General features: G+C 72.7%; 18 protein-coding genes. 7 read left to right on the forward strand and 11 right to left on the reverse strand.

The window, feature by feature from the left end:
• The first annotated feature begins 17 nt into the window (after positions 1 to 17).
• The 3 genes from BM290_RS40690 to BM290_RS40700 all read left to right on the forward strand — a co-directional run bounded on the left by BM290_RS40690 (position 18) and on the right by BM290_RS40700 (position 2,691).
• Positions 18 to 863, forward strand: coding sequence for a DUF4097 family beta strand repeat-containing protein (locus BM290_RS40690; protein ID WP_093621323.1), 846 nt, complete (start codon positions 18 to 20; stop codon positions 861 to 863).
• An 80-nt stretch (positions 864 to 943) separates the two neighbouring features.
• Positions 944 to 1,912, forward strand: coding sequence for an ATP-binding cassette domain-containing protein (locus BM290_RS40695; RefSeq protein WP_093621324.1), 969 nt, complete (start codon positions 944 to 946; stop codon positions 1,910 to 1,912).
• Positions 1,909 to 2,691 (forward strand): ABC transporter permease, encoded by a 783-nt coding sequence (locus BM290_RS40700; RefSeq protein WP_093621325.1) that lies wholly within the window; start codon positions 1,909 to 1,911, stop codon positions 2,689 to 2,691. Before BM290_RS40695 ends, BM290_RS40700 begins: the two co-directional genes overlap by 4 nt.
• 49 nt (positions 2,692 to 2,740) lie before the next feature.
• Here BM290_RS40700 and BM290_RS40705 read toward each other — a convergent pair whose 3' ends face one another.
• Entirely contained in the window at positions 2,741 to 3,103 is a 363-nt protein-coding gene (locus BM290_RS40705) for a MerR family transcriptional regulator (RefSeq protein ID WP_093621326.1), read from the reverse strand.
• A 289-nt stretch (positions 3,104 to 3,392) separates the two neighbouring features.
• Here BM290_RS40705 and BM290_RS40710 point away from each other — a divergent pair, with 289 nt between their 5' ends.
• On the forward strand, positions 3,393 to 4,313 hold the full coding sequence (locus BM290_RS40710; protein ID WP_203779559.1) for a hypothetical protein: 921 nt from the start codon (positions 3,393 to 3,395) through the stop codon (positions 4,311 to 4,313).
• Positions 4,314 to 4,364: 51 nt separating this feature from the next.
• Positions 4,365 to 4,868 carry a tetratricopeptide repeat protein gene (locus tag BM290_RS40715; protein ID WP_093621328.1) on the forward strand — a complete coding sequence of 168 codons (504 nt, stop codon included), beginning with the start codon at positions 4,365 to 4,367 and terminating at the stop codon, positions 4,866 to 4,868.
• Position 4,869: 1 nt separating this feature from the next.
• On the opposite strand, the gene BM290_RS40720 is transcribed toward BM290_RS40715, so the two are convergent.
• From BM290_RS40720 to BM290_RS40740, 5 genes are all read right to left on the reverse strand, one after another.
• Positions 4,870 to 5,562, reverse strand: a complete 693-nt coding sequence (locus tag BM290_RS40720) for a SprT-like domain-containing protein (protein WP_239143849.1) — start codon at positions 5,560 to 5,562, stop codon at positions 4,870 to 4,872.
• A gap of 366 nt (positions 5,563 to 5,928) precedes the next feature.
• The gene (locus BM290_RS40725; RefSeq protein WP_093621330.1) at positions 5,929 to 6,216 is read right to left on the reverse strand and encodes an antibiotic biosynthesis monooxygenase; all 288 of its coding nucleotides are present in this window, start codon (positions 6,214 to 6,216) and stop codon (positions 5,929 to 5,931) included.
• A 2-nt stretch (positions 6,217 to 6,218) separates the two neighbouring features.
• Entirely contained in the window at positions 6,219 to 6,692 is a 474-nt protein-coding gene (locus BM290_RS40730) for an SRPBCC domain-containing protein (RefSeq protein ID WP_093621331.1), read from the reverse strand.
• 2 nt (positions 6,693 to 6,694) lie between these two features.
• Positions 6,695 to 7,039, reverse strand: a complete 345-nt coding sequence (locus BM290_RS40735; RefSeq protein ID WP_093621332.1) for an ArsR/SmtB family transcription factor — start codon at positions 7,037 to 7,039, stop codon at positions 6,695 to 6,697.
• Positions 7,040 to 7,043: 4 nt separating this feature from the next.
• The gene (locus BM290_RS40740; protein WP_093621333.1) at positions 7,044 to 7,394 is read right to left on the reverse strand and encodes a VOC family protein; all 351 of its coding nucleotides are present in this window, start codon (positions 7,392 to 7,394) and stop codon (positions 7,044 to 7,046) included.
• A gap of 222 nt (positions 7,395 to 7,616) precedes the next feature.
• On the opposite strand from BM290_RS40740, the gene BM290_RS40745 reads away from it, so the two are divergent.
• Complete coding sequence (locus BM290_RS40745; protein WP_093621334.1) at positions 7,617 to 8,777, forward strand: pilus assembly protein TadG-related protein; 1,161 nt, start codon at positions 7,617 to 7,619, stop codon at positions 8,775 to 8,777.
• A 262-nt stretch (positions 8,778 to 9,039) separates the two neighbouring features.
• Here BM290_RS40745 and BM290_RS40750 read toward each other — a convergent pair whose 3' ends face one another.
• The 4 genes from BM290_RS40750 to BM290_RS50990 all read right to left on the reverse strand — a co-directional run bounded on the left by BM290_RS40750 (position 9,040) and on the right by BM290_RS50990 (position 12,177).
• Positions 9,040 to 9,417 (reverse strand): PRC-barrel domain-containing protein, encoded by a 378-nt coding sequence (locus BM290_RS40750; protein ID WP_093621335.1) that lies wholly within the window; start codon positions 9,415 to 9,417, stop codon positions 9,040 to 9,042.
• Positions 9,418 to 9,922: 505 nt separating this feature from the next.
• Complete coding sequence (gene chrA, locus BM290_RS40755) at positions 9,923 to 11,083, reverse strand: chromate efflux transporter (RefSeq protein WP_093621336.1); 1,161 nt, start codon at positions 11,081 to 11,083, stop codon at positions 9,923 to 9,925.
• Positions 11,084 to 11,467: a VOC family protein gene (locus tag BM290_RS40760; protein ID WP_093621337.1), complete on the reverse strand. Its 384-nt coding sequence runs from the start codon at positions 11,465 to 11,467 to the stop codon at positions 11,084 to 11,086. It lies immediately after the preceding gene.
• Positions 11,467 to 12,177 (reverse strand): arsenate reductase/protein-tyrosine-phosphatase family protein, encoded by a 711-nt coding sequence (locus BM290_RS50990; RefSeq protein ID WP_342352064.1) that lies wholly within the window; start codon positions 12,175 to 12,177, stop codon positions 11,467 to 11,469. The genes BM290_RS40760 and BM290_RS50990 overlap by 1 nt, the downstream gene beginning before the upstream one ends.
• 42 nt (positions 12,178 to 12,219) lie before the next feature.
• Between BM290_RS50990 and BM290_RS40770 the strand changes: the two genes are divergently transcribed.
• The gene (locus tag BM290_RS40770; protein WP_093621339.1) at positions 12,220 to 13,227 is read left to right on the forward strand and encodes an AraC family transcriptional regulator; all 1,008 of its coding nucleotides are present in this window, start codon (positions 12,220 to 12,222) and stop codon (positions 13,225 to 13,227) included.
• Here BM290_RS40770 and BM290_RS40775 read toward each other — a convergent pair.
• Entirely contained in the window at positions 13,218 to 13,874 is a 657-nt protein-coding gene (locus BM290_RS40775) for a histidine phosphatase family protein (protein ID WP_093621340.1), read from the reverse strand. The two genes, BM290_RS40770 and BM290_RS40775, sit on opposite strands and share 10 nt — an antisense overlap.
• Position 13,875 lies beyond the last annotated feature (1 nt).

Below are 13,875 nucleotides of genomic sequence, written 5' to 3' on the forward strand. Positions count from 1 at the left end.
GCGAAACGGAGACCCGCATGCCCTCCTTCGACACCCCCGGCCCCATCTCCGCCGAGATCGACATCCTCGCCGGTGACGTGCGCATCGTCGCGACCGACCGGCCGGACACGGTGGTGCACGTGCGCCCCGCCGACGAGAGCAAGGACCGCGACCGCCGGGCCGCCGAGCAGACCCGAGCCGAGCTGGTCTCCGGCACCCTCACCGTCCGCGGCCCGCGGCACCCCACGCTCGGCGTGTTCGGCAAGGTCGGCGTCATCGACCTGGTCGTCGAGCTGCCGTCGGGTTCCGGGGTGGACGCCAAGGTCGGCGCCGGCGCCATCACCTGCACCGGTGAGCTGGGCGACTGCCGGCTGCGCAGCGGCGCCGGCGACGTACAGGTCGAGCAGGCCGGCAACGTCACCCTGACGACCGGGTTCGGCCTGGTCGCCGCCGAGACGGTGAGCGGTGACGCCAAACTCACCACCGGGTCCGGCAAGCTGCACGTGCGGTCGGTGGCCGGCCCGGCGGTCCTGAAGAACGGCAACGGCCAGAGCTGGGTCGGTCACGCCGCCGGTGAGCTGCGGATCAACTCGGCCAACGGCGACATCATCGCCGACCACGCGGCGGGCGCGCTGACCGCGAACACCGCGAACGGCGACATCCGGATCGGCGAGCTGGTCCGCGGCACCGCCACGCTGCGGACCGCGGCGGGCCGCATCGACATCGGCATCCGGCGGGGCACCGCCGCCCGCCTCGACGTGCACACCACCTACGGCCGTGTCCGCAACGAGATGACCAGCACCGACGGCCCCGCCGAGACCGACGAGCAGGCCGAGGTCCGGGCCCGCACCAGCTTCGGCGACATCCTGATCCACCGAGCCTGACCCTTCCCTCCCACCCCGGCCGCGCCGTCTCCCGGCGCGTCCGGCGATGGATCCTGCCCGGAAACCGCCTGGAGGCACCGATGTCCACCACTCTTCTCGCCCGGCCCGCCGTCTCGGTGGCCGGCCTGCGCAAGACCTTCGGCACCAGGACCGTCCTCGACGGCATCGACCTGACCGTCACCGAGGGCACCGTGTTCGCGCTGCTCGGCCCGAACGGCGCCGGCAAGACCACCATGGTCCGGATCCTCGCCACCCTGCTGGCGGCGGACGGCGGCTCGGTCCGGGTCGCCGGACACGACCTGGTCCGCGAGGCGGACGCGGTGCGGGCGGCGATCGGCCTCACCGGACAGTTCGCGGCGGTCGACAAACTCCTGACGGTACGGGAGAACCTGCGCCTGATGGCCGACCTGAACCGGCTGGGCCGTGCCGGGGGACGACGAAGAGTCGACCATCTCATCCAGCGGTTCGACCTCGCCGAGTCGGCCGCCAAGCCGGTGTCCCTGCTCTCCGGCGGCCAGCAGCGCCGCGTCGACCTCGCGATGACCCTGGTCGGCAGCCCCCGGCTGATCTTCCTGGACGAGCCGACCACCGGGCTCGACCCGCGCAGCCGGGTGGAGATGTGGCGGATCGTCCGCGAGCTGGTCGCCGACGGCGTGACCGTCTTCCTCACCACGCAGTACCTGGAGGAGGCGGATCAGCTGGCCGACCGGATCGCCGTGCTCGACCACGGCCGGATCGTCGCCGAGGGCACACCCGACGAGCTCAAGCGCCGCATCCCGGGCGGCCACCTGGTGCTCCGGTTCGCCGAGCCGGGCGCTCTGCGTACCGCCGCATCGGTCCTGAATGTCACCCACAGTGATGAGAGCGCCCTGACCCTTCAGGTGCCGAGCGACGGCGGCGTGGCCGACCTGCGAGCCGTGCTGGCGACCCTCGACGGGGTGCACGTCACTCCCGACCACCTGACCGTTCACACACCCGATCTGGACGACGTGTTCTTCGCCTTCACCGGCGGCCCCGCGAGCACCGGCACCGACGAGGAGACCCGATGACCACCCTGGCGCACACCCTGAGTGACTCCGGCACCATGTTCCGCCGGCAGCTGCTGCACCTGCGGCGCTATCCGTCGCTGACGATCATGCTGATCGGCCTGCCGGTGATCTTCCTGCTGCTGTTCGTGTACGTGTTCGGCGGCGCGGTCGGCGCCGGGCTGGGCGGCGGCCGGGACGCCTACGTCGACTACCTGACCCCCGGAATCCTGCTGTTCACCGTGGCCGGGGCGGTCGCCGGCACCGCGATCTCGGTGGCCATGGACATGACCGAGGGCATCGTGGACCGGTTCCGCAGCATGGCGATCGCCCGGGCGTCGGTGCTGACCGGGCACGTCCTCGGCAGTCTCGTGCAGATCTTCATCGCGGTGTTCGTGGTGCTCGGCGTGGCGCTGCTGATCGGCTTCCGGCCGACCGCGACCCCACTGGAGTGGCTGGCCGTGGCCGGGGTGCTGGCCGCCACCGCGTTCGCCCTGACCTGGCTGGCCGTGGCGCTCGGCATCGTCGCCGACAGCGTGGAGACGGCCAGCAACACCCCGATGTTCCTGAGCCTGCTGCCGTTCCTGGGCAGCGGCTTCGTCCCCACCGACACGATGCCCTCCGGCCTGCGGGTGTTCGCCGAGTACCAGCCGTTCACCCCGATCATCGAGACCCTGCGCGGCCTGCTGCTCGGCACCGGCGTGGGCACCAGCGCCTACCTCGCCCTGGCCTGGTGCGCCGTGATCTCGGGGCTGTCCTACGTGTGGGCCAAGCGCACATACAACAAGCGCGCCGCCCGCTGACCCGGCGCCCCGGTCCGGCCGTCACCCGTGACGGCCGGACCGGGGCGTTTCAGCGGGTACGGGCGGCCAGCCTGTCGCGGAGACGGGTCAGGCGGGCGATCTCGGCGTTGAGCGTGGCTATCCGGCGGGAGGCGACTCCGGCCGGCTTGGCGCAGGGGGCGGGTTTGCCGTACCCCGGAGATCTGTCGCTCTCCAGAAGGTGCAGGCGGTCGGCGCAGTCCCGCAGATCGGCGACGGTCAGGCCCAGGCCGAGCAGTTGCCGGATGACGCGCAGCCGGGTCACGTCCCGCGGGCCGTAGACCCGCTGCCCGGTGACGGTCCGCTGCGGTGGCGGGAGCAGCCCGTTCGCCTCGTAGAACCGCAGCGCCCGGGGTGTGGTTCCGGCCGCCGCAGCGGCGTCGCCGATCCGCATGTGTCCTCCTCAAACGGCCACGATCACCGTGCCGAGATGACGTCCGGTAAGGACATCGTGCAACTTGCGCGGCGAATGCGCGATCCCTTGGACGCAAGTTGCAGGAAACGATATGACCCCGTCTTGCAGCCATCCGGAGAAACGTTCTATCCACTCGGAACGGAGCGGACCGTCGCCGTGTGCCGCATCCGGTCATCGGGATCCGGCGGGGCGGTGGACCCTGACCGGTACGTCACGGCAAGCGTGAATTCGCTTGTCGGCGGCGGGACGGCGGCCCAGCATGGTCGGCATGCCGTCGCCGCTGCAGGGTGGGCTGCCACCGTCCGGAACGCTGACCGGGCCCGTCCTGGAGATCGCCTGTGACGAGTCCGGGTTCTCCGGCGCGAACCTGCTGCGTTCGACCGAGCCGGTGATCACGCACGCGAGTGTGGACCTGTCGGCGGCCGAGGCCGCCGACCTGATCGGCGCGCTGGGGCTGTCGCCGGGCGAGGTGAAGTCGGGCTGGTTCCTGCGGCGGCCGGACGCCTCCTCCGCGCTGGAACGGCTGCTCGCCGGACTGCGCGGCCGGGCCCACGTGCACCGGATCGACAAGGAGTTCTTCCTGGTCACCCAGGTCGTCGAGCTGCTTCTGGGACGGCCGTCCTATCGGTCTTTCACCCGGGATCCCCGGCCCGAGGCGGACGACCTGTTCCAGGCGCGGTCGGCCGGCGAGGACTGGGCGGTGTTCCTGGACGCGTTCGCCGAGATGGTGCGGACCCGGCGGCGCTCGCCCGGCCGTTCCGGCGCCGGGCGGTTCCTGCGCGCCCGTGACACGCTGGCCCGGGCCGGTGGCCCGGCGGGCGCCGTGCTCGACCGGATCAGCGAGGCCCGGGTCGCGGCCGTCGTGTCCCGTCTGGACGCCGGCGACCGGACGATCCCGCCGCCGCTGGAGCCGATGATCGCCGCGCTGGCCGCCACGATCCGGCACTGGAGCGACGGGCAGCGGCCGATCCTGGTGATCCACGACGAGCAGAGCGCCCTCACCGCTGCCCGGCTGACCCGCCTGCAGCGGGCGCTGGCCGACGGCGACGGGCGGTCGCCGCTGGCCGGGCTGGTGATGGCCGATTCCCGTGCCGACCCCCGGGTGCAGCTGGCGGACCTGCTGGCCGGCGTGGCCCGCCGGATGCCGGGGACGCTGGAGTCCTCCGGCTGGCTCCCGGCGCCGCGCTGACCCCGGCCGAGGCGCCGCCGCCCGGACCGCCGGGCATGACACCATCGGCCGGTGACGACGGAACCCTACGACGGCCGGCTGGCCCGCGCGGTCGCACTGCGGACCGGCGGCCGGGCGGACGAGGCCCGGGAACTACTGCTGGCCTTGCGGGCCGAGTTCCCCGACGACGCGGTCGTCGCCTACCAGACGGCGTGGACGCATGACGTGCTCGATCGGGAGGCGGAGGCGGTCGCGCACTACCGGGCGGCGATCGCCGGGGACCTGCCGGAGGCCGACCTGCGGGACGCGCTGCTCGGGCTGGGCAGCACGTTGCGGGCCCTCGGCCGGGACGACGAGGCCGCCGAGGTGTTCGCGCACGGTGTGGCCCGGTTCCCGGAGTACCGGCCGTTGCGGGTGTTCCGGGCCATGCTCCGGTACAACACCGGGGACGCGCGGGAGGCCGTCGCCGATCTGCTGCGGCTGCTCGCCGACACCACCGAGGACCCGGACGTCCGGCAGTACCGGCGGGCGATCAGCGCGTACGCCGATGATCTGGATCGGTCCTGGCTGGGGTGACTCAGGCGGGCTCGGCCATCGGGAACGGCACGTTGAGCAGGCCCGCCTTCGTCTGCACCTGGTAACGCGACCGGCCCCGCTTCACGATGGTGCCGGCCAGCCCGCCGTACTTGCCGCGACCGGTCAGCCGGACCCGGGCGCCGACCGGCAGCTCCACCACCGGCGCGACGGCGACCGGCGCGGAGCTGAGCCGGGCCAGCTCCTGGGCGTACCGCGGATGCATCGGCGCCGCCGCCCCGTTTCGTGTCCAGGAGAACAGCGCCGACCTGTCGAACGACGGCGAGCAGCGCGAACACGACCGCACCCGGACCGGGCGGCGATGCACCGTGGTCCGATGGCCGGCCGGGCAGACGCCCTCCCAGACGCCCTCGACCCGGGGCACGTCCTCCGGCACGCAGCGGGTCCCGGAACACCCGATCCGCACGGCGATCGCCCGCCACACCCGGTCGTGCCCGTGCCCCGGGCCGGCCAGGGCGTGCGCGATCTCGTGCAGCACCGTCTCGGTCACCTGGTCCGGTGAATACAGCCGGATCAACGGCCGGGACAGCCCGATCTCCTGCACCGCCAGGCGGCAGATCCCGGCGCGCGTCTTCGCATCGTCGAAGGTGAGGGCCCAATCCTCGAGGCCGTGCCGGGTCATCAGGTTGTCCGCGAGTTCCCGCGCTTCGTTCAGGTCCACAGCGCGCCGCTCCACGTCGTCACCCCCCTATCATGACGTGCCCGCCCGGCGGGGTCTCCCACGGCTTCGGTGATCACGCGCAGTGTCGCCCCATCGGACGGCGCGTGGGGTCGCTGCCGCGGTGTACCGTCCCTCCAGTGGAGAATCGGGCGCCCGCGTGACCTCGTGTCGTGGCTTCTTCCGGCGCTGACGGTCGTCCTGGCCGCGGCCTTCGTGCCGGCGCCGCCCCCGGCCGGCGGTTCCCGCGTTGTTCGCGCTGGCCTGGTGACGGCGAACGTGCAGGGCGCCGTGGCGCCGCTCGCCTCCCTGCGGTCGTCGCGCCGGCGAACGCGACCACCGCCCCGGCCCTGCCGGCCTTCCTGGACGGCGGCTGGTGACCCGCTACGCCACCTGGGGGAACGCGGCCAGCGAGTGCGCCTGACGCTCCCACTCGGCGAACGGGACGTCGGCGATCGCCGCGCCCAGGGTCGCCATCCCCGCCTGCATGGCCTCCATCGACGACCAGACCGAGATGGCGATGATCCGGCCACCCTCGGGGTCCTCGAAACCGCCGATCTCCTCCAGCCCGGCGACCCCCGACGACGCGGCCCGCAGCCGCCCCATCGCGGCGATGATGTCGTCCCGGTGCTCCGGTTTCGGGTAGTGCACCGCCTGCGCGAGAATTCGCATGATCAAACCCCTTCCACGTGTTGCACGAAGATCTCCAGAATGCGTTTCCAGCCGGCCTCGTAGCCGCCGGACACCGAGGTGGCGCCGGCCAGCTGCTCCTCGGTCAGCCGGTCCCAGCCGCGGTGCTCCAGCGCGACCCGGGTCAGCGCCGGCGCCAGCGCGGTGAACGTGAGCTCCACCTCGGTGACGGCCGGCAGGATCGTCCAGGTCATGCCGAAGCGCTCCGGCGGGGCCCAGACGATCACCTCGCCCCAGCCGACCTGGGAGCCGTCGGCCCACGTCTCGTAGACCCGGCCGCCGAGCTCACGCTCGACCGTCACCGACACCACCCGCTCCTGGCCGAGCGAATGCGGGCGGGCCGGCCACCAGACGCCGATGTCACGGACGAACACCTCGAACGTGTGCTCCCGGCCACTGCGGACCAGCGTCGACTGCCGGATCGGGGGCCGCCGCAACGGCCGGACGTTGTCGCTCATGCTCAGGCCACGTCCGTCCGCTCGTCCCCGGCGGCCTCCGCCTCGACCAGGCGTCGCCCCACGTCGAGCGCGTCACTCCACATCGCATCGAGGAACTCCCGCAGACCGTCCAGCCCCTCGGGCCGGGCCCGGTACATCCGCCGGGTCCCGGCTCGCCGCTCGCTGACCAGCCCCGCCTCGCGGAGCACGGTCAGGTGCTGACTGATCGCGGTACGAGTCACGTCGAACGCCGCGGCTATCTCCCCGGCCGCCAGCTCGTCGGTGGCGACCAGGCGCAGGATCGCGCGTCGTCGCGGCTCCGCCAGCGCCCGGAAGGCGTCGTCGGTCTCGGACTCGTCCTCGAACATCAGCTCATCCCCACAAACCCACCGGGTTGCCGTCCGGATCGGCGAACACCGCGAACCGGCCGTAGTCGCCGGGCAGGTCGGCCGGCTCGACCAGTGTCGTCCCGCCGAGCGCGACCGCCTGCTCCAGAGTCTTCTCCAGGTCGTCGACCTGTACGTAGATCTTCACACCGGCCTCGCCCGGGGACTCGGCGGGCCCGATGCCACCGCCGATCGCGCCGTCCCCGGCGCCGGTGTCGACCAGGGCGTAGCCACCGTCCTGGTCGGTGGCCGACCAGCCGAACAGGCCGGTGTAGAAGCCGCGCGCCCGCTCCGCGTCGGTGCTGATGATCTCGAAGAACGCCACTGGACGGCCCATCGCCGTACCCCCTTGTCCTGGATGTCGCCCGACCGGCCGGCCGGGTGCCGCTAACGTTAGCGATTGCTAACGTTAGCGTCAACTGACAAAAGGTTCGGGCCGTCGGTCCGCCGAGGGCGTCAGGCGTGATCCGGGAAGCGCCGGCACTCCCTGGCGGTGGCCTGGAGTGGTGGAAACCCGGAGGTGATCCGGGCGAATGCCGGAAACGGGTATTTTGCCGCTATGGGACGGGAGGGCGACGAGGGCGCCATCGCGGTTGTCGCGGCCATGATGAGCGCCGTCCTGATCTTCGGGGTCGGCGCCGTCGTCATCGACGTCGGGCTGCTCTACGCCGAGAAGGAACAGTTGCAGAGCGGCGCCGACTTCGCGTCGTGGAAGGTCGCGCAGGCCTGCATCGCCGACCCGGCCGGGTGCACCAGCGCCGGGCAGGCCGCGAACGCCCGCCTCTACGCCGAGAAGAACGCCAAGGACACCCGCGCCGACGCCCAGGTCTGCGTCAACAACCAGAACTGCCCGGTCTGGGGCACCACCACGACGTGCCCGCCGCAACCGGCGATCACCGGGACCTACGACACCGCGGAGGTACGCACCAGCACCCGCAACACCGACGACACGCGGCTCGTACCCCCCGTCTTCGCCCACGCCCTGACCGGCGGCGCCTATCAGGGCCGGCAGATGGGGGCCTGCGCGCGCGTCGTGTGGGGAGTGCCGGCCACCGCGAACGCCCTCGCGATGGGCATCTCCAAGTGCGACTGGGACCGGATGACCAGCGGCGGCAAGAAGTTCTACGCCCTGCCCGGCCTGGACCCGCTGCTGCAGCAGACCGGCCTCTACTCGATGCTCGGCCTGCAGCCGCCGGTCGACAACGCGGTCGCCATCAGCAACCCGCTGCTGTCCTGGTGCAACAACCCGCTAGACCTCACCTCGTCCAGCGGCTACGCGTGGCTGTCGTCGGTCGGCGACTGCCACCTCTCCGTGTCCACCTCGACCACCGGCGTGCAGACCTGGGTGACCGCGCCCGCCCTCAACCTGCTCTCCGCGATCACCTGCACCGGCGAACTCGCCGACGCCCGCGCCTCCGGCCGGCCCGTCATGGTGCCGATCTTCGACAGCGCGGTCGGCGCCACCAACCTGCTGCCCGCGTCGTACCGGATCGTGGGGTTCGCGCCGTTCGTCGTCACCGGGTACACCACGCTGCTCGGCACGCTCACCAGCGTGCCGTCGATCCTCACCAACACGGTGCCCGGCATCGCCTCGACCCTGTGCGGGCTGCAGCGTTGCGTGTACGGCTACTTCACCAAGTCGATCATCCCCGAGCACATGCCGACGAAGTTCGGCACCACGAAGAACTTCGGCCTGACCGTGATCGGCCGCACCGGTTGACGCCCTCAGCGTCGGCCGCTTTCGGCCGGCCGCTCTCGGCCGGTCCCTCCTGGTCGGCCGCTTCTGGCCGGCTCCTCTTGGTTGGCCGCTTTCGACTGGTTGCTTTTGGTCGGCTCCTCTTGGTTGGCTGCTTTCGACTGGTTGCTTTTGGCCGGCCGCTCCTGGTCGGCCCCTTATGACCGCCGTTTTTGATTGGCGGCTCTGGTCGGCCAATTTCTGGTCGGAAGCTTGTGATTGGCAGCTTCTGATTGTTCGTTTTCGGTCACCCGATGGAACGGCGGCCGGGCAAGCGGGGCCGGAGAACCCGGACGTTCTCGGTGCCGAGCCACAGCAGGCCGTAGTGTTCGCAGAGCCGCCGCACGTCGCCGGGAGTCAGTGAGCCATCGACGGATGACTCGACCGCCGGGGCGTCCTTGATCGTGGCCCTGTCGAACGGCACCACCAGCCGATCCCCGTCGAGGTGAGCGCCCTCCAGCGGAACAATCGACTCGGTACGGCCGAACAGTCCGGTCCGGACACCGGCCCACGCCGGCCGGCCGGCGTCGTCCTGCCGGACCCGTCCTACGGTGCCGATCCGGTCGCCGTCCCGGTCATGGACGTCGAGGCCGGTCAGCAGGCTCATCTGCGCGATGGTGATCATGGGAGCCTCCTTCGGGGGTACGTGAGGATGGCTACCCTTGGGCATTTCCGGTCATGCGGTGCAAACCGGTGAATGAACAATCCTTCACCCGCCCTCGTGAATTCACTCCCTCGCCGGTGCACGGCCGGCCCCGCTCGGGGTTCGGCCCGCGCGCGGGAACCGCCGGCCCGGGTAACCGAGCCGCCCCGGGGAGACCGGGCTGGCATCCCGGCCTGACCGGCCCGCGCCTGACCGGCCCGCGTTGGGCTTGGTCCGCGCAGGACTTGGCCCACGTTCGGTTCGCGCCCGGTTCGGCTCGCGCCCGGCCCAACCCGCGCCCGGCACGAGCGGCTCGGCCTGCGCCCGCCTGGCCCGCGATCGGCTCGGCCCGCAGACTGCGGCCTGGCTTGCACGGCCAGCCTGGCTTGCATGGCTTGGCCGTTTGAGGAGGGGCCGACCCGAGGAGGTGTCCGTGGTCGGCGCGGTTGCCGGCCATGGTTCTCGGGCGTGTGCCTGCCGGGGTGGATCAGTGGGGGAGTGGGCCGCCGGCCAGCACGATTGCCACTCCGGCTGTGGCGGCGGCCAGCAGGGTCAGGACCGGGCCGCGGCGTAGGGCCAGGGTGAGGAGGGCGGCGCCGGTGAGGATCGCGTATTGCCAGGGTTCGGTCAGGGCCCGGGCCAGTGGCACCGCGGAGCCGAGGATCGCGCCGATCGCGGCGGGGCCGGCGCCGTCCAGGAAGGCGCGGACGTATCGGTTGCCGCGCAGGCGGTCGAAGCGGTCGGCGCCGAGCAGGATGAACGTGAACGACGGGCTGAAAGCGACCGCCGCGGCGAGCAGGCCGCCGCCGAGTCCGGCCGCGGCGTAGCCGACGACGGCGACGGTGTGCACGACCGGGCCGGGCGTGATCTGGCCCAGCGCCACCGCGTTGAGGAACTCGGCCGCGGTCATCCAGTGGTGCTGATCGACGGCGTCGGCCTGCATCAACGGGATGATCACGAAGCCGCCACCGTAGGAGAGGGCGCCCACCTTCAGCGCCGTCCAGGCGAGCGCGGCCAGCACTCCGCCGCCGGCCCCGGCCGCCGCCAGCATCGGCAGTGCCGTGGCGCGCGGCGACGGTCCGGACGGCGCCCGCTGGGCGAGCACCTCGGCGATCCCGCAGGCCACCAGCAGGACGACCAGCCACGGGCCGATGGTGCCGGCCGCGACCGCGCCGAGCACCAGGTACGCCGACCAGCGCAGTCGGCTGCTCCGCTGCGGGGCGCGCTGCCAGCCGGGCGGCATGAGGCTCCACCCGGCCTGCAGGGCGATCGCCGCGACGGCCGCGCCCGCGCCCGCGCCGGCGGCCCGTACCCAGGCCGGCGGGTCGCCGAGGAACAGCGCCGCCAGCGCCAGGATCGCGACCAGTCCGGGCAGGATGAACGCGGCCCCACCGGCCAGCGCGCCGGCCCGGCCGCGGACCCGCCACGCGCAGTAGATCGCGAGTTGTGTCGACGACGGGCCGGGCAGCAGGTTGCAGGCGGCCACCGCGTCCTCGAACTCGCGGGCGTCCAGCCAGCGGCGGTCGTCGACGCACAACTTGCGCAGCAGCGCGATGTGCGCGGGCGGCCCGCCGAAGCCGATGCAGCCGATCCGGCCCCACTGGGCGAGCACGGTCCCGAGGCCGGCCTGCGGCGTCGTGACGGTCACTCAGGCACCGGCCGGTTGGAACAGCTCGACCGGGTTGCCGGCCGGGTCGTCGAGGACGATCTGGCGGCCGCCCGGGCCGGTGACCACGTCGTTGCGGAACGGGACGCCGGCCGCGCGCAGGCGGGCCACCTCGGTGTCGAGGTCGGTGACGATCAGGTGGATCCGGTTCCAGCCGCCGGGGTGCGGGACGCGGCCGTCCGGCATGGGGCGGCCGGCCGAGCTGGCCGGGCCGGAGAGCAGCAGTCGCAGGTTGCCGCGGCGCACGTCGGCGAACGCGGGCAGGACCGTGGTGATCGGCTCGAACCCCAGGTGGGTGGTGTAGAAGTCGATCGCGGACTGGACGTCGTCCACCAGGTAGCGGACGTGCACGGTGCTGTCGGTCATCACTCCTCCAGGAGGGTGTGGACGAAGAACCCGATCCGCTCGGTGAGCTGGTCGGCGAGACGGTCGAAGTCGGGAGCCGCCACGGGCTCGGGAATGCTCCAGTGCGCCTGGCGCGGGGCGTCGAACGCGGGACACACCTCCTTCACCCGGTCGCACAGCGTGATCACGTGGTCGAAACGCTCGCCGGTCAGCCGGGACACGTGCGTGGGGCCGGTCTCCGGCGGTGGGATCCCGCGTGCGGCGAGAGCGCGTACGGCGTACCCCTGAAGGGGTTTGGGGGTGACGCCCGCGCTGTGGACCTGGACCGAGCCGCCCGCCCGGTGTCGCAGGATCGCCTCGGCCATCGGTGATCGTGCGCTGTTGCCGGTGCACAGGAAGAGCACCCGGGCACGACCCGGGCGGGCCGGCGACGGTGAGCGCAGCCGCAGCGCCGGATGCAGGGCCGCGCCGGCGCCGGTGAGCAGCGCCGAGCAGCGGGCCAGGTGCAGCGTGTAGTAGGTGTCGCGGCCGTCGGCGCTGCTGCGGCGGGCGGTGACCAGCTCGGCGCGCCGCAGCTTGCCGAGGTGGTAGGAGATCAGGTTCTGTGGGTGGCCGAGCCGGGCGGTCAGCTCGTGGACGGCCAGGTCGGTGCGGGCGAGCTCGCTCAGCAGCCGCCACCGCACCGGATGGCCGGCCGCGGTGAGGAACGCCGGAGGCGCGTCGGTCCCCATGCCCGCACAATACATCAAATCGATTTGATGTATTGTGCCGACGTGTCATTGGTGAGGTCGGCCGGGCTCCAGCGGTTCCGGCAGACCGTGGAGGCGCTCGGCGGCGACGCGGATCTGTTCGCGCGTCAGGCCGGCCTGCCACCCGGCGCCCTCGACACCGACGAGCTGCTGGTCGAGGACACCGCGATCGCCGCCGTCCTGGAGACCGCTGCGGCCGCGCTGCGCTGCCCCGACCTCGGCCTGCGCGTCGCCTCGGCGCAGGAGATGAGCCTGCTCGGCCCGCTGGCCGTGGCGATCCAGAACTCGCCGTCGGTGGCCGACGCGATCGAGTGCACCTCGCGGTACATGTTCGTGCACGCCCGTGACCTGTCGCTGTCCGTGGTGCCCGACCCCGACGGTGTCGCCGGGGTGACCGGGCTGCGCTACGCGTTCCGGGCGTGGGTCCGGCCGCTGCCGCAAGCCACCGAGATGACCGTGCTGTTCCTGCACCGGGTCGTCGGGTTCCTGGTCGGTGGTGGGTACGGTCTGCGGTCGGTGGACCTGCCCCACCGGCCGGTCGCCCCGGTCGCCCGCTACACCGAGGCGTTCGGCGCGACGGTGCGGTTCGGCCGGCCCGCGGCGGTGCTGCGGGTGCCGACCAGCCTGATGCGGCAGCCGCTCGCCGGGGTCGACGCCACGCTGCGCGGGCTGGCGCTGGCGTTCCTGTCGCGACAGTCGCCCGGCCCGCGGACCGGCCCGGCCGCCCGGGTGCGCGCGGTGGTGTCGCAGTCGCTCGGCACCGGCCCGACCGAGCTGGCCGATGTGGCGCGGGCGCTGGCCGTGCATCCGCGTACCTTGCAGCGGCAGCTCGTCGCGGAGGGGCAGGGGTTCACCGAGATCGTCGACGACGTCCGCCGGGCCCGTGCCCGTGCCTACCTGACCACCACCGACATGCCGCTGGCGCAGGTCAGCCGGCTGCTGGGGTTCGCCGAGCAGGCGGTGCTCAGCCGGTGCGCCCGCCGCTGGTGGGGGATGAGCCCGACGGCGGTCCGCAGGCGGGCTCAGCGGTAGGTGAGCAGCCGCGGGTCGGCCTCGACGTGGGTGTGCTCGTTGAACGTCGACAGCGACAGGCCCCGGCTCCCGGCGATGACCTTGGTGACGCCGGTGTTGACCGACACCCGGTTCAGGGCCGCCCAGCCGGTCGACGAGCCGGTGGTGAGCAGGCTGGCGGCCATCGCGATCGGCCCGCCCGAGGTGAGCACGGCCACGTCACCGTGCTCGGACATCAGCTTCCGCGTGCTCGCCAGGGCGGTGGTGACGCGGTCCTGGAAGGCGGCGAACGATTCGGCGTACTCGGTGTCGTGCTCGCCGGAGGCCCACCGGGCCGTCGCCACCTCGAAGAGCCGCTGGAAATCCCAGGGGGTGATCGAACTCCGGGCGTCCGGCTGGTGGATCTCCAGCACGTGGTGGAAGTCGAACTCGTTCCAGTCCGGGTCGGTCACCGTCTCGACCGGTTCCTTCAGGCCGTCGAGCAGCCCGGCCGCGGTCTCGGCGTGCCGGCGCATGGCGCCCTGGACCAGCACGGCGGGCCGGATCCCACGCTCCGCGAAAGACCGTCCGAGGGTACGGGCCTGCTCGTGCCCGATCGCCGAGAGCGCGTCGTAGTCGTCGGCGCCGAACGACGCCTGGCCGTGCCGGATCAGCAGGAGACGGGGCACG

It is taken from the genome of Actinoplanes philippinensis, assembly GCF_900113015.1.
In the GTDB taxonomy this organism is placed as follows: Bacteria; Actinomycetota; Actinomycetes; order Mycobacteriales; family Micromonosporaceae; genus Actinoplanes; species Actinoplanes philippinensis.

Bases quoted from the DNA above. Each gene is read 5' to 3' on its own strand.
- BM290_RS40690 (WP_093621323.1), top strand. From the start codon at position 18: ATGCCCTCCTTCGACACCCCCGGCCCCATCTCCGCCGAGATCGACATC.
- BM290_RS40695 (WP_093621324.1), top strand. From the start codon at position 944: ATGTCCACCACTCTTCTCGCCCGGCCCGCCGTCTCGGTGGCCGGCCTG.
- BM290_RS40700 (WP_093621325.1), top strand. From the start codon at position 1,909: ATGACCACCCTGGCGCACACCCTGAGTGACTCCGGCACCATGTTCCGC.
- BM290_RS40705 (WP_093621326.1), bottom strand. From the start codon at position 3,103: ATGCGGATCGGCGACGCCGCTGCGGCGGCCGGAACCACACCCCGGGCG.
- BM290_RS40710 (WP_203779559.1), top strand. From the start codon at position 3,393: ATGCCGTCGCCGCTGCAGGGTGGGCTGCCACCGTCCGGAACGCTGACC.
- BM290_RS40725 (WP_093621330.1), bottom strand. From the start codon at position 6,216: ATGCGAATTCTCGCGCAGGCGGTGCACTACCCGAAACCGGAGCACCGG.
- BM290_RS40730 (WP_093621331.1), bottom strand. From the start codon at position 6,692: ATGAGCGACAACGTCCGGCCGTTGCGGCGGCCCCCGATCCGGCAGTCG.
- BM290_RS40735 (WP_093621332.1), bottom strand. From the start codon at position 7,039: ATGTTCGAGGACGAGTCCGAGACCGACGACGCCTTCCGGGCGCTGGCG.
- BM290_RS40740 (WP_093621333.1), bottom strand. From the start codon at position 7,394: ATGGGCCGTCCAGTGGCGTTCTTCGAGATCATCAGCACCGACGCGGAG.
- BM290_RS40745 (WP_093621334.1), top strand. From the start codon at position 7,617: ATGGGACGGGAGGGCGACGAGGGCGCCATCGCGGTTGTCGCGGCCATG.
- BM290_RS40750 (WP_093621335.1), bottom strand. From the start codon at position 9,417: ATGATCACCATCGCGCAGATGAGCCTGCTGACCGGCCTCGACGTCCAT.
- BM290_RS40760 (WP_093621337.1), bottom strand. From the start codon at position 11,467: ATGACCGACAGCACCGTGCACGTCCGCTACCTGGTGGACGACGTCCAG.
- BM290_RS50990 (WP_342352064.1), bottom strand. From the start codon at position 12,177: ATGGGGACCGACGCGCCTCCGGCGTTCCTCACCGCGGCCGGCCATCCG.